The organism is Gudongella ferriphila (genome assembly GCF_046224405.1).
In the GTDB taxonomy this organism is placed as follows: Bacteria; Bacillota; Clostridia; order Tissierellales; family Tissierellaceae; genus Gudongella.
This window is the reverse complement of record NZ_JBJXRK010000028.1, coordinates 1-12,007: the sequence shown is the minus strand read 5'-3', so window position 1 is coordinate 12,007 and position 12,007 is coordinate 1. Positions and strand designations below refer to the sequence as shown.

Genomic DNA, 12,007 nt, shown 5'->3' with positions numbered 1-12,007 from the left:
TCCCTCCTATGCTACTTGTTTCGCCAGGTTATCCTGCCTCTTGTTAAATCGTAGGGCGATAGTTCTACTGTTACGGTATCTCCAGGTAATATCCTGATGTAGTGCATCCTCAACTTACCGGAAATATGGGCTAAAATTTCGTGTCCGTTCTCAAGCCTTACTTTAAATATGGCATTAGGTAATGCATCGATAACCGTACCTTCAACCTCTATTACATCTTTTTTAGCCATGGATTTCGAACCTCCTGTTCAACTCTCATTTAGAAACTCTTATTGAAAGGTTCCAGAATTTTTCTAATATATGAGTTATTTATCTTTACGCTATTCTCTATCTTATCCTTGAATTCCGGCATAACAGTGTTGAAAACAATCAAGTGCTTGATTTTCTTCTTCTTTGGTCTGTCAAGCTTCCTAAGATCTCCGTCAACTACATATACATATTGATCATCCGCTATGTCGTATATCAAGAATATTCTTCCTTTATCACGGCCAGCTCTTGACTTCACCACCTGTCCGATGGATATGTCACTAGTGGAATCCATTATATTCACCTCTTTGTTCTGCTGGTAAGGGTGTAAACCCTTCTATTTATCAAGTTCGCTTGTTATATCAACGAAAACCTCGTCAATCTTCTTGGTTCCGTCAACATCCAGCAGCAATCCTTGATTCTTGTAGTAATCTATCAATGGCTCCGTTTGTTCCATGTATACGTTAATCCTGGTAGTTACCGTCTCTTCTGTGTCGTCGTCTCTCTGATAGAGTTCTCCTCCATCCTTATCGCATACGCCTTCAACCTTAGGTGGGTTGTATTTAACATGGTAGGTCGCGCCGCATTCTCTGCATATACGTCTTCCCACAGCACGCTCAATAAGAATTTCAGGATCTGCATTTATATTAATAACCCTGTCTAACTTTATACCCATTTTATCCAGTTCGGAATCCAATGCCTCAGCCTGCTTAACAGTTCTTGGGAAACCATCCAGAAGGAATCCTTCCTTGCAGTCGTCTTTAAGCAGTCTGTCCTTTACTATAGATACCACTAATTCGTCCGGTACCAGGAGACCCTTGTCCATGTAGGCTTTAGCCTCCTGTCCCAATGCTGTACCTTCTTTTATATTGGCTCTGAAAATATCCCCTGTAGATATATGTGGAATATTATACTTTTCTACTATAGCTGATGCCTGAGTTCCTTTACCTGCTCCTGGAGGACCTAGTAATACCAATCTCATTTAAAATCATCTCCTATAGTTTAGTTCAAGAATCCCTTGTAATGTCTCATCAACATCTGTGATTCTATTTGCTTTACAGTCTCCAACGCAACACCTACTACAATTATTATGGCAGTTCCACCAAAGTTCACATTCATGGCGAAAACCTTTGATAGCACTATTGGCAGTGATGCAAGAAGTGCAAGGGATATACCACCAACGAATACTATTCTGTTAACAACCTTGTTCAAATAGTCTGATGTGGGTCTTCCAGGTCTGATTCCCGGAATAAAACCGCCGTTTTGCTGAAGGTTCTTTGAATATTCTACTGTATTGAATTGTACTGCAGTATAGAAATAAGTGAAGAATACAATCAACAATATGTTAAGAATTGAGTATACCCATATTCCGACGCTTCCTGCCGGTGTAAGGTATTTCTCCACCCATTGTGTAATTCCTCCCTGTGAGAACAAGGCGAATGTCTGCGGCAATGCAAGTAGTGAGGATGCGAATATTACAGGGATTACTCCAGCCATCAATACCTTGATGGGGATATGAGTGCTCTGTCCACCGTACATTTTTCTTCCTACAACTCTCTTTGCATACTGCACAGGAATCTTACGCTGTCCTTCCTGAAGAGCTACTACAAAAGCAATGATAACAAGCATTACTATTCCAAACAACAATACCTTAATCAAGCTCAATTGTCCTATGCTCACCAGCTTAAAAGTACTGATCAGATCGGATGGAAGTTTTGATATTATTCCTATGAATATCAGAAGTGATATACCATTTCCGATTCCCTTTTCAGTAATTAGCTCACCAATCCACATAAGAAATGCCGTTCCAGCAACCATAGACAATATTACGATAACTGTCTGCATACTATTTTGAGTTTCCAAAGCATTTCGGAACAGACCAAATGTATATCCAATTGCCTGAACCGCTGCCAGTACAACCGCACCATATCTGGTATAACGATTGATTTTCTTTTTTCCTTCTTCTCCCTGCTTAGCCAGCTCTTCCAGTTTTGGGATTGCTATTGTCAAAAGCTGAAGAATAATGGAAGCAGTGATGTATGGGTAGATATTAGTGGCAAAAATACTGAAGTCACTGAATGTTCCTCCGGCCATCATATCAAGGAATTGCAATATTCCACCCTGACTGGCATTGAATATACCTTCGATTATGTCCTTGTTCATAAATGGTACGGGCACTGCCGCTCCCAATCTTACAACCAACAACATAAGGATAGTGAAGGTCATCTTCTTTCTAATGTCTGGAATTCTCCAAGCATTCCTTAAGGTTGAAAGCATATTAAATCACCTCAACCTTTCCGCCTGCTGCCTCAATCTTCTCAGCGGCAGATTTGCTAAATTTATGCGCTTGTACTGTTAATTTCACGTTTAATTCACCGTCTCCAAGAATCTTTACTCCATCCTTGGCTTTACCCTTTTTAACAACGCCTTCTTCGAAAAGAAGTTCAGGAGTAACAACGGTGTTTTCTTCGAATCTATTCAAATCTTCAAGATTAACTATTGCATATACTGTTTGGAAGATGTTGGTGAATCCTCTCTTTGGCATCCTTCTGAACAAAGGCATCTGGCCACCCTCGAATCCAGGTCTTACTCCTCCACCTGCTCTCGCATTCTGGCCCTTGTGTCCCTTACCTGATGTCTTGCCAGTTCCTGAACCGATTCCTCTACCAAGTCTTTTTCTGGCTTTGGATCCTCCTCCAGCATTTGGTCTTAAATCATTAAGTTTCAATCCGTACACCTCCTTTATTAGTCTATTACCTCAACCATGTAGTCTATTTGATGAATCATACCTCTGATTTGAGGGGTATCATTTTTTTCAACTACTTGCCCGATTTTCCTTAATCCAAGGGCTTTGACTGTTTTTTTGTGGGTTTCAGGTCTCCCGATGGGACTCTTAACCAACTTGATTTTAAGCATAGTCATTGTTCTCCCCCCTAACCTAGTATTTCTTCTACTGTCTTACCTCTTAATTTGGCAACATTTTCTGCTGTCTTAAGGCCTTTAAGAGCTTCCATTGTAGCATTTACAACGTTTCTTGGGTTGTTAGTTCCAAGTGATTTAGTTCTGATATCCCTGATTCCAACAAGCTCGCATACGGCACGAACAGCTCCGCCTGCAATAACTCCGGTACCTTCGTTTGATGGCTTCATCAATACTCTTCCAGCTCCATAAACTCCAGTGATCTCGTGAGGGATAGTAGTTCCTTCCAATGGTACTGTGATAATATGCTTCTTGGCATCCTGAACCGCTTTTCTGATTGCCTCAGGTACTTCAAGAGCCTTTGCCATTCCAACTCCAACGTGTCCATTGCCGTCTCCAACAACAACCAATGCACTGAATCTGAAGTTTCTACCGCCTTTTACTACTTTTGTTACACGATTTATATTAACAACTCTCTCTTGTAAATCTAATTCGCTTGCATCAACATATGAGCGTTCCATTAATTCCCCTCCTTCTATTAAAATTTAAGTCCAGCTTCTCTGGCTCCGTCAGCAAGTTCCTTGACTCTTCCGTGGTAAAGGTAACCGCCTCTGTCGAAAACAACTTCCTCGATACCCTTGTCAACAGCTTTCTTGCCTATTGCCATTCCTACTGCTTTAGCTGCTTCCTTATTCTTAGTTGAAGTAAGGCTTAAGTCCTTATCCAGAGTAGAAGCTGCTGCCAATGTGTTACCAGCTACATCATCAATAATCTGAGCGTAAATATGGTTTCCGCTTCTGTAGATGTTAAGTCTTGGCTTGGCAGGAGTGCCACTAACTTTTTGCCTTACTCTTGAGTGTCTAACTTTTCTGGTTTTATTCTTATCTATTTTCTTTAGCACATTTGTTCACTCCCTTCTACTTACCGGTTTTACCAACCTTACGTCTAACGTATTCGTCAGTATATCTGATTCCTTTGCCCTTGTATGGCTCAGGTTTTCTATAGTCTCTTATCTTTGCAGCAAAGTTTCCAACCTGTTGCTTGTCAATTCCCTTAACAATTATCTTGTTCTGTGCAGGAACCTCTACTTCAAGACCCTTTGGATCTTCAAGCTCGATTGGATGTGAATATCCAAGTGTAAGCACTAGCTTGTTTCCTTGCTTTGCAGCTCTGTATCCTGTACCCACGATATCCAATGACTTCTGGTAGCCTTCAGTTACTCCCTCTACCATGTTCCAAATCAAAGTCCTGGACAATCCGTGCACGGACTTGTGTCTCTTTTGCTCTGATGGTCTTTCTACATTTAGAACTCCATCCTCTATTTTTATGATCATTTCAGGATCAATTTGTTGACTTAGTTGTCCTTTTGGTCCTTTTACCTCTACCAGGTTGTTGTCGCTTACTTTGATTTCAACGCCTGCTGGTAGGTTAATTGGCTTTAATCCTATTCTTGACATGAGTGCACCTCCTGTTCCAATAATCTAGCAATTTATTACCATACGTAACAAATTACTTCTCCACCCACATTTTCATTTCTTGCAGATTTATCTGTCATGATTCCTTTTGATGTGGATAGTACAGCAATTCCTAATCCACCAAGTACCTTAGGTATCTCGTTGTTCTTAACATAAACCTTAAGACCAGGCTTTGATATCCTCTTGATACCGCTAATAACCTTCTCATTGTTTTGTCCATATTTTAGATCTATTCTTATGATTCCTTGCTTTCCGTCCTCAATAACATCAAATCCCTTGATAAAACCTTCGTTAAGAAGAATCTGAGCGATTTCTTTCTTTATGTTTGACGCAGGAACATCAACTGAATCGTGTTTAGCGTTGTTACCATTTCTAATTCTGGTTAACATATCCGCGATTGGGTCTGTCATCATGTTTGTTACCTCCTTTCATAATCCTGGGATTACCAGCTAGCCTTTTTAACTCCGGGTATCTGACCCTTATAAGCCAATTCTCTGAAGCAGATACGGCAAATGCCATATTTTCTCAGATAGCCGTGAGGTCTACCACATAATTTACATCTATTATATTCCTGTGAGCTAAACTTTTTCTTTCTTTTCTGTTTAGCGATCATTGATTTCTTTGCCAAGATTTCCCCCTCCTTCGTCTACTTTTTAAAGGGCATTCCCATTTTTTCCAAGAACACTTTAGCTTCCTCGTCTGTTTGTGCAGTGGTTACTATAACTATGTCCATACCTCTCATTGCATCAACTTGATCGTATTCTATCTCAGGGAAAATTAACTGTTCCTTCAATCCCATGGCATAGTTTCCTCTTCCATCGAAGGAAGTTGCACTAACACCTCTAAAGTCTCTTACTCTAGGTAGGGCGATGTTCATTAGTTTATCTAAAAACTCGTACATTCTCTCTCCCCTAAGGGTAACCTTTGCTCCGACTTTCATGCCTTCTCTAAGTTTAAAGTTAGCTATGGATTTTTTTGCCTGAGTAACAAGTGCCTTCTGTCCAGTAATTATTTCAAGCTCCTTAATTGCTGACTCAAGAGCCTTTGGATTGTCTCTCGCTTCTCCGATTCCCATGTTCACTACAACTTTCTCAAGTTTGGGAACTTCCATAACACTGCTATATTCGAATCTTTCCATTAAAGCATTTACAACTTCTTCATTATACTTTACCTTTAATCTGGAAGTCATTCCATTACCTCCTCTCTAATGTGATTATTTATCTAGAACTTCTCCGCATTTCTTGCAAACTCTAACCTTGCTTCCGTCGCTTTTCACCTGATAGCCGACTCTAACTCCCTGCTTGTCCTTAGGGCAGTAAAACATAACCTTGGAACTGTTTAGAGGTCCTTCCAACTGAACTATTCCGCCAGGTCTTCCAGGGCCTGCAGGTTTCTTGTGCTTTGTCAACATGTTGACGCCTTCAACGATTACTCTATTTTCCTTAGGCATAACCTTCATGACTTTACCAGTCTTGCCTTTGTCTTTTCCTGAAATTACAACTACTGTATCTCCACTTTTAACATGCATACTATACACCTCCTCTTATAGTACTTCCGGTGCCAAGGATATAATCTTCATGTAGTTACCTCTTCTTAGTTCCCTGGTTACAGGTCCAAAAATACGAGTTCCTACTGGATTCTTATCATCTTTTATAATAACAGCCGCGTTGTCGTCGAACTTGATGTATGATCCATCTTGTCTTCTTACGCCTTTTTTGCTTCTTACAACAACAGCTTTAACAACTTGTCCTTTTTTAACAACCCCACCAGGTGTTGCACTTTTAACCGTACAAACAACTACATCACCGATGCTGGCATACTTCTTGTTGGTTCCTCCGAGCACTCTGATAACCAATACTTCCTTTGCTCCGGAATTATCAGCTACTCTCATGCGGGTTTCCGTTTGAATCATTCAGAATACCTCCCTTCGCCTAATATATCCTATTTTGCTTTTTCTATTATGTTTACAACTCTCCAGTTCTTGTCCTTGCTAAGTGGTCTAGTCTCCATGATTTCAACCTTGTCGCCAACTCCGCACTCATTGTTTTCGTCGTGAGCCTTGAACTTTGAAGTTCTCTTCAATTGCTTCTTGTATAATGGATGAGTTACAAATGTCTCTATTGAAACAACAACTGTCTTGTCCATTTTATCACTTACAACAGTACCTATTTTAACTTTACGATTTCCTCTTTCCATTAGAGATTAAACCTCCTTCCCTATATTTAATTCTCTTTCTCGAACTATAGTTTTTACACGAGCGATATCTTTTCTTACGGAACTTATTTTTATAGGGTTATCTAACTGACCTGTAGCCAATTGAAATCTCAAGTTAAATAGCTCTGCTTTAAGATCCAGTAATTCCTTATTTAATTCCTTATCTGACATTTGGCGAATTTCTTTAGCTTTCATTAGCTTCACCACCCTTATCTTGCGTTTCTTCACGTGTAACAAATTTTGTTTTGATAGGTAGCTTGTGAGCTGCAAGTCTCATTGCCTCTCTTGCATCTTCTTCTGATACACCACCCATTTCAAATAATATTCTGCCTGGTTTAACAACTGCTACCCAGTACTCAGGTGAACCTTTACCGGAACCCATACGAGTCTCAGCTGGCTTCTCTGTTACCGGCTTGTCTGGGAATACCTTGATCCAGATATTTCCGCCCCTCTTTACGTATCTAGTCATAGCACGTCTTGCGGACTCTATTTGATTTGAAGTAATCCACACAGGCTCAAGGGCTTGCAAGCCGAACTCTCCGTATGTTATTGAATTTCCACGAAGTGCTTTTCCCTTCATTCTACCTCTATGAACTCTTCTATATTTCACTCTTTTAGGCATTAACATATTACTTTCCTCCTTCCTACGACGTTAATCTATTTTGCTGATCCTTCTCTTTTGTTGCTTCTATCCACTTTCTTGGTAGGAAGTACTTCTCCTTTGTATAGCCATACCTTAACGCCAATTTTACCGTAAGTTGTCATAGCTTCAGCAAAACCGTAGTCAATGTCCGCCCTTAGTGTCTGTAGAGGAATTGTTCCCTCACTATAGCCTTCTGTTCTAGCCATATCAGCTCCACCAAGTCTTCCTGCCACCTGTGTCTTGATACCTTGTGCTCCAAATCTCATAGTTCTTTGGATCGCCTGCTTCATCGCTCTTCTGAAGGTAACCCTTCTCTCAAGCTGTGATGCAATGTTCTCAGCGACCAATTGTGCGTCAAGCTCAGCAACCTTGATTTCCTCAACGTTGATGACTACGCTCTTCTTAGTCATTTTCTCGATAGCAAGTCTAAGCTCCTCAACTCCTGATCCTCCTCTACCGATTACCATTCCTGGCTTTGCAGTGAAGATGGATACCTTGATCTTGCTGGCAGCACGCTCAATCTCTATCTTTGATATTCCTGCTATATATAATTTCTCTTTCAGATATTCTCTTATTTTGAAATCTTCCACCAAGTACTCATTGAAGGTCTTCTTGTCAGCATACCATTTTGAATCCCAATCCTTTATGATTCCGACCCTAAGACCATGTGGGTTAACTTTTTGACCCATTAACTATCCCTCCTTTTCTAGTCTAGTTCTTTTACAACTACTCCTATATGACTGCTTCTCTTTATTATCGGATATGCCATACCTCTTGCCTTAGGTCTGTATCTCTTCATTCTTGGACCTTCGTTTGCGTATGCCTCTGATACATAAAGATTTTCTCTATCCATATTAAAGTTATTCTCTGCATTTGCAACTGCGGAGTTTAGCACCTTCTCAAGAGCTTTTGCACCTTTTTTTGGTGTAAATTTCAATATTGAAAGAGCTTCATCCACTTGCTTGCCTCTGATCTCAGCACAAATGAAGTTTACCTTCAATGGTGAAATCCTAACATATTTAGCTATAGCCTTAGCTTCCACGAATTCTACCTCCTTCACCTTATCTTCTTACACCAGATGATTTCTCATTCTTGTTGATGTGACTTCTGAATGTTCTGGTTGATACAAATTCTCCTAATTTATGTCCTACCATATCCTCGGTAACATATACCGGCACGTGTTTCCTACCATCGTATACCGCAATTGTATGCCCTACCATTTGAGGGAAAATAGTTGAACGACGTGACCAGGTTTTTATGACTTTCTTATCATTTGTTTTATTAAGCTCCTCTACTTTCTTAAGTAGATGATCATCGATAAATGGTCCTTTCTTAAGGGATCTACCCATACTTATTTCCTCCTTTCAGAAGTACTATTTTGTTCTTCTTCTTACGATATATTTGTCAGATTTCTTGTTTTTCTTTCTAGTCTTGTATCCAAGTGCAGGCTTGCCCCATGGAGTTGAAGGTGCTGGCATTCCGATTGGCGCTCTACCTTCTCCACCACCGTGTGGGTGATCCACTGGGTTCATGGCACTACCTCTAACAGTAGGTCTGATTCCCATGTGTCTTGAACGTCCTGCCTTACCGATAGTGATAAGCTCGTGGTCAAGATTTCCAACCTGTCCGATTGTTGCTCTACACTCAACAGAAACTAGTCTGAATTCACCTGATGGCAGTTTAAGCTGAGCATACTTGCCCTCTTTGGCCATTAGCTGAGCTTCCGCTCCGGCTGATCTTACAAGCTGAGCTCCCTTTCCAGGCTTAAGTTCAACATTGTGTACTGTTGTACCAACTGGAATGTGCTTCAATTGAAGTGCATTTCCTATCTTGATGTCTGCATTCTCTCCTGATTCAATAACATCGCCAACCTTGATTTTGTAAGGTGCAAGGATGTATCTCTTCTCGCCGTCAACGTAATGAATCAATGCTATGTTTGCAGATCTGTTTGGATCGTATTCTATTGCAGCTACCTTTCCTGGTATGCCGTCCTTGTTTCTCTTGAAGTCGATTATTCTGTACTTCTTCTTAGCTCCACCGCCTCTGTGACGGATGGTTATTCTACCTTGTGAGTTTCTTCCGCTGTTTTTATTTAAACTAACCACTAGTGATTTTTCTGGTTCCTTTTTAGTGATTTCTTCGAATGTTGAAACACTCATTTGTCTTCTAGCAGGGGAAGTAGGTTTGAATTTCCTGATACTCATTGGTTTTCCCTCCTTTTATCTTCCTATTATTCCATCCCTTCGAAGAATTCTATCTTCTTGGAGTCATCTGTTAATTTAACGATTGCCTTTTTCCAGCTTGGTCTTCTACCACTATGCATACCTTGTCTCTTCATCTTTCCAAGATAGTTCATGGTATTTACCTTCTCTACTTTTACTCCGAATATACTCTCTATGGCCTTTTTAACTTCCGTCTTGTTGGCTCTCTTGTCTACAGCAAAAGTATATTTTCCAAATGCCATGTCTTCCATACTCTTTTCAGTAATTATCGGCTTTACGATAATATCGTGTGGATTACGCATTATGCATACACCTCCTCCACTTTTTTAACAGCTTCCTTGGTAATTATAAATGAATTGTATTTCAATATGTCATAAACATTCAAAGTATTAACAAGTGTAGTCGCTACGTTTGGAATGTTGCCAGCTGATCTGATTACGTTTACGTTTTTCTCATCCATTACGATAAGAGCTTTTTTGTCAGCCTTCAGGTTGCTCAGCATGTTTACCATTTCCTTGGTCTTTGGAGCGTCAAAGTTCATACCATCAACTACGATTATCTCGTTGTTTTGAAGCTTGTCAGTCAAGGCTGATTTCATAGCCAGTCTTCTTACCTTCTTAGGTACGCTGTAGCTATAGTCTCTTGGCTTCGGTGCAAATACAACTCCTCCACCTTTCCATTGTGGTGATCTGATGCTTCCTTGTCTTGCTCTACCAGTACCCTTCTGTCTCCAGGGTTTTCTTCCCCCTCCTCTGACTTCAGCTCTTGTTTTAGCTGACTGAGTACCTTGTCTCTTGTTTGCCAGTTGGTTCTTAACAACTTCATATACTACGTGCTCATTCACTTCAACTCCGAATACAGCATCGCTTAGTTCCATCTCTTCAACTAGTTCACCTAGCATATTATATACATTAACTTTAGGCATTACGCTTCCTCCTTTCCGCCTGGATTATTACTTCTTAACTGTTTCTTTTATTGTGATAAGTCCTTTTTTGGGTCCAGGTACCGCTCCCTTAACAAGGATAAGATTCTTCTCTGCATCTATTCTTACAACTTCAAGGTTTTGAACAGTAACTCTTTCATTACCCATTCTACCCATCATCTTGTGACCTTTGAAAACTCTTCCTGGATAAGTACCAGCTGACATACCACCTGGCATTCTGTGGTGCTTGGATCCGTGAGTCTCTCTACCTCTTGAGAAGTTGTGTCTCTTGATGACGCCCGCAGTTCCTTTACCTTTTGAGGTACCGGTTACATCAACCATGTCTCCCTCGGCAAATACGTCCGCCTTGATTTCCTGTCCTATTTCAAACTCATCCGGATTCTCAACGTGGAACTCCCTAAGGAATTTTCTGTACGCTACATTAGCTTTTTCATAGTGTCCCTTTAAAGGCTTTGTAACTCTTCTTTCCTTAACTTCCCCGAATCCAACCTGGATTGCGTTATATCCGTCTTTTTCAACTGTTTTTTTCTGTACTACGAAAAGTGGTCCCGCCTCAATTACTGTAACAGGTACTACCGCTCCATCTTCCTTGAAGATTTGAGTCATGCCAACTTTTCTACCTAACATGTTTTTCATTGTTACACCTCCATTTTATAGCGGATTGCCTGGGCAATCATATAAATTATTATAATTTGATTTCTATGTCTACGCCTGCTGGCAGATTCAACTTCATAAGTGAATCAACCGTCTTTTGATTAGGGTTGAGAATATCAATAAGTCTCTTGTGAGTTCTTTGCTCGAACTGCTCTCTGGAGTCCTTGTACTTATGAACAGCTCTAAGGATAGTAACTATCTCCTTCTCTGTCGGCAATGGTACTGGACCTGATACAGTCGCTCCTGTTCTCTTTGCAGTCTCAACTATTCTTTGAGCTGAAGAGTCCAGTAACTCATGATCATAAGCTTTCAACCTAATTCTAATTTTTTGCTTGTTTGACATGTAATTTCCCTCCTTCTATCGCATGTTAACACCATACATGCGACTCGAGACGCCGATACACCCTCCCGGGTGTTCATTATTTTTTTTAAAATATTCTCAGCATCCCAGCCGCCCGATTTAAAACCGGACATTCTCAGCAAAAATTCCCTGCTAAAAGCAGCAACCTTTTGCATCATCGCAATGTCATAAATTTAAACACTAGTATAGTTTACACCATATGCAACCAAAACACAAGGTTTATTTGCGTTATTTATGTGGATTTTCCGTATTTTTCATAAGGTCTTTTACGACACTAAAAGAAGGAGAAATCTCCTTCTTCAAAGTGCCGTACCTTATGTCAATTTAATC

At 40.4% G+C, this 12,007-nt stretch carries 25 protein-coding genes; all 25 read right to left on the bottom strand.

The genetic code is table 11. The annotated features are described in order from the left end of the window. Positions 1 to 11: 11 nt before the first annotated feature. Genes infA through rpsJ form a run of 25 tightly spaced genes read right to left on the bottom strand, consistent with a single transcriptional unit; the run spans position 12 to position 11,659 of the window. A complete protein-coding gene (infA, locus tag ACKVDP_RS11485) occupies positions 12 to 230 on the bottom strand; it encodes a translation initiation factor IF-1 (protein ID WP_409229009.1) in 219 nt (72 codons plus the stop codon). A 29-nt stretch (positions 231 to 259) separates the two neighbouring features. Beyond that, a complete protein-coding gene (locus ACKVDP_RS11480) occupies positions 260 to 541 on the bottom strand; it encodes a hypothetical protein (protein ID WP_409229008.1) in 282 nt (93 codons plus the stop codon). A 42-nt stretch (positions 542 to 583) separates the two neighbouring features. Continuing rightward, positions 584 to 1,228, bottom strand: coding sequence for an adenylate kinase (locus ACKVDP_RS11475; RefSeq protein ID WP_409229007.1), 645 nt, complete (start codon positions 1,226 to 1,228; stop codon positions 584 to 586). Positions 1,229 to 1,248: 20 nt separating this feature from the next. Continuing rightward, entirely contained in the window at positions 1,249 to 2,523 is a 1,275-nt protein-coding gene (gene secY / locus ACKVDP_RS11470; protein WP_409229006.1) for a preprotein translocase subunit SecY, read from the bottom strand. 1 nt (position 2,524) lies between these two features. Then, complete coding sequence (gene rplO / locus ACKVDP_RS11465) at positions 2,525 to 2,974, bottom strand: 50S ribosomal protein L15 (protein WP_409229005.1); 450 nt, start codon at positions 2,972 to 2,974, stop codon at positions 2,525 to 2,527. Positions 2,975 to 2,991: 17 nt separating this feature from the next. Beyond that, on the bottom strand, positions 2,992 to 3,168 hold the full coding sequence (gene rpmD / locus ACKVDP_RS11460) for a 50S ribosomal protein L30 (RefSeq protein WP_409229004.1): 177 nt from the start codon (positions 3,166 to 3,168) through the stop codon (positions 2,992 to 2,994). An 11-nt stretch (positions 3,169 to 3,179) separates the two neighbouring features. Continuing rightward, entirely contained in the window at positions 3,180 to 3,686 is a 507-nt protein-coding gene (gene rpsE, locus ACKVDP_RS11455; protein ID WP_409229003.1) for a 30S ribosomal protein S5, read from the bottom strand. A 17-nt stretch (positions 3,687 to 3,703) separates the two neighbouring features. Next, entirely contained in the window at positions 3,704 to 4,066 is a 363-nt protein-coding gene (gene rplR, locus ACKVDP_RS11450) for a 50S ribosomal protein L18 (protein ID WP_409229002.1), read from the bottom strand. Positions 4,067 to 4,082: 16 nt separating this feature from the next. Beyond that, positions 4,083 to 4,622, bottom strand: a complete 540-nt coding sequence (gene rplF / locus ACKVDP_RS11445; protein ID WP_409229001.1) for a 50S ribosomal protein L6 — start codon at positions 4,620 to 4,622, stop codon at positions 4,083 to 4,085. Between the two features lie 35 nt (positions 4,623 to 4,657). Beyond that, positions 4,658 to 5,053 carry a 30S ribosomal protein S8 gene (gene rpsH, locus ACKVDP_RS11440; RefSeq protein WP_409229000.1) on the bottom strand — a complete coding sequence of 132 codons (396 nt, stop codon included), beginning with the start codon at positions 5,051 to 5,053 and terminating at the stop codon, positions 4,658 to 4,660. 29 nt (positions 5,054 to 5,082) lie between these two features. Next, complete coding sequence (locus ACKVDP_RS11435) at positions 5,083 to 5,268, bottom strand: type Z 30S ribosomal protein S14 (protein ID WP_409228998.1); 186 nt, start codon at positions 5,266 to 5,268, stop codon at positions 5,083 to 5,085. Between the two features lie 18 nt (positions 5,269 to 5,286). Further along, the gene (gene rplE / locus ACKVDP_RS11430; RefSeq protein WP_409228997.1) at positions 5,287 to 5,829 is read right to left on the bottom strand and encodes a 50S ribosomal protein L5; all 543 of its coding nucleotides are present in this window, start codon (positions 5,827 to 5,829) and stop codon (positions 5,287 to 5,289) included. A 24-nt stretch (positions 5,830 to 5,853) separates the two neighbouring features. Continuing rightward, positions 5,854 to 6,168 carry a 50S ribosomal protein L24 gene (gene rplX / locus ACKVDP_RS11425; RefSeq protein WP_409228995.1) on the bottom strand — a complete coding sequence of 105 codons (315 nt, stop codon included), beginning with the start codon at positions 6,166 to 6,168 and terminating at the stop codon, positions 5,854 to 5,856. Between the two features lie 15 nt (positions 6,169 to 6,183). Then, the gene (gene rplN, locus ACKVDP_RS11420) at positions 6,184 to 6,552 is read right to left on the bottom strand and encodes a 50S ribosomal protein L14 (protein ID WP_409228993.1); all 369 of its coding nucleotides are present in this window, start codon (positions 6,550 to 6,552) and stop codon (positions 6,184 to 6,186) included. A gap of 29 nt (positions 6,553 to 6,581) precedes the next feature. After that, entirely contained in the window at positions 6,582 to 6,836 is a 255-nt protein-coding gene (gene rpsQ, locus ACKVDP_RS11415; RefSeq protein WP_409228992.1) for a 30S ribosomal protein S17, read from the bottom strand. 6 nt (positions 6,837 to 6,842) lie between these two features. Beyond that, a complete protein-coding gene (gene rpmC / locus ACKVDP_RS11410; protein ID WP_409228991.1) occupies positions 6,843 to 7,049 on the bottom strand; it encodes a 50S ribosomal protein L29 in 207 nt (68 codons plus the stop codon). Then, positions 7,039 to 7,482, bottom strand: coding sequence for a 50S ribosomal protein L16 (gene rplP, locus ACKVDP_RS11405; RefSeq protein ID WP_409228989.1), 444 nt, complete (start codon positions 7,480 to 7,482; stop codon positions 7,039 to 7,041). The genes rpmC and rplP overlap by 11 nt, the downstream gene beginning before the upstream one ends. Before the next feature lie 29 nt (positions 7,483 to 7,511). Then, the gene (gene rpsC / locus ACKVDP_RS11400; protein ID WP_409228988.1) at positions 7,512 to 8,186 is read right to left on the bottom strand and encodes a 30S ribosomal protein S3; all 675 of its coding nucleotides are present in this window, start codon (positions 8,184 to 8,186) and stop codon (positions 7,512 to 7,514) included. Between the two features lie 17 nt (positions 8,187 to 8,203). After that, positions 8,204 to 8,539: a 50S ribosomal protein L22 gene (rplV, locus tag ACKVDP_RS11395; protein ID WP_409228987.1), complete on the bottom strand. Its 336-nt coding sequence runs from the start codon at positions 8,537 to 8,539 to the stop codon at positions 8,204 to 8,206. A gap of 19 nt (positions 8,540 to 8,558) precedes the next feature. After that, the gene (gene rpsS, locus ACKVDP_RS11390) at positions 8,559 to 8,846 is read right to left on the bottom strand and encodes a 30S ribosomal protein S19 (RefSeq protein WP_409228986.1); all 288 of its coding nucleotides are present in this window, start codon (positions 8,844 to 8,846) and stop codon (positions 8,559 to 8,561) included. 24 nt (positions 8,847 to 8,870) lie between these two features. Next, the gene (gene rplB / locus ACKVDP_RS11385; RefSeq protein WP_409228985.1) at positions 8,871 to 9,701 is read right to left on the bottom strand and encodes a 50S ribosomal protein L2; all 831 of its coding nucleotides are present in this window, start codon (positions 9,699 to 9,701) and stop codon (positions 8,871 to 8,873) included. A gap of 26 nt (positions 9,702 to 9,727) precedes the next feature. Beyond that, positions 9,728 to 10,021, bottom strand: coding sequence for a 50S ribosomal protein L23 (gene rplW / locus ACKVDP_RS11380; protein WP_409228984.1), 294 nt, complete (start codon positions 10,019 to 10,021; stop codon positions 9,728 to 9,730). Further along, positions 10,021 to 10,644, bottom strand: coding sequence for a 50S ribosomal protein L4 (gene rplD, locus ACKVDP_RS11375; protein ID WP_409228983.1), 624 nt, complete (start codon positions 10,642 to 10,644; stop codon positions 10,021 to 10,023). Before rplD ends, rplW begins: the two co-directional genes overlap by 1 nt. Before the next feature lie 27 nt (positions 10,645 to 10,671). Next, positions 10,672 to 11,298, bottom strand: a complete 627-nt coding sequence (rplC, locus tag ACKVDP_RS11370) for a 50S ribosomal protein L3 (protein WP_409228982.1) — start codon at positions 11,296 to 11,298, stop codon at positions 10,672 to 10,674. Between the two features lie 49 nt (positions 11,299 to 11,347). Further along, positions 11,348 to 11,659, bottom strand: a complete 312-nt coding sequence (gene rpsJ, locus ACKVDP_RS11365; RefSeq protein ID WP_409228981.1) for a 30S ribosomal protein S10 — start codon at positions 11,657 to 11,659, stop codon at positions 11,348 to 11,350. Positions 11,660 to 12,007: the final 348 nt, after the last annotated feature.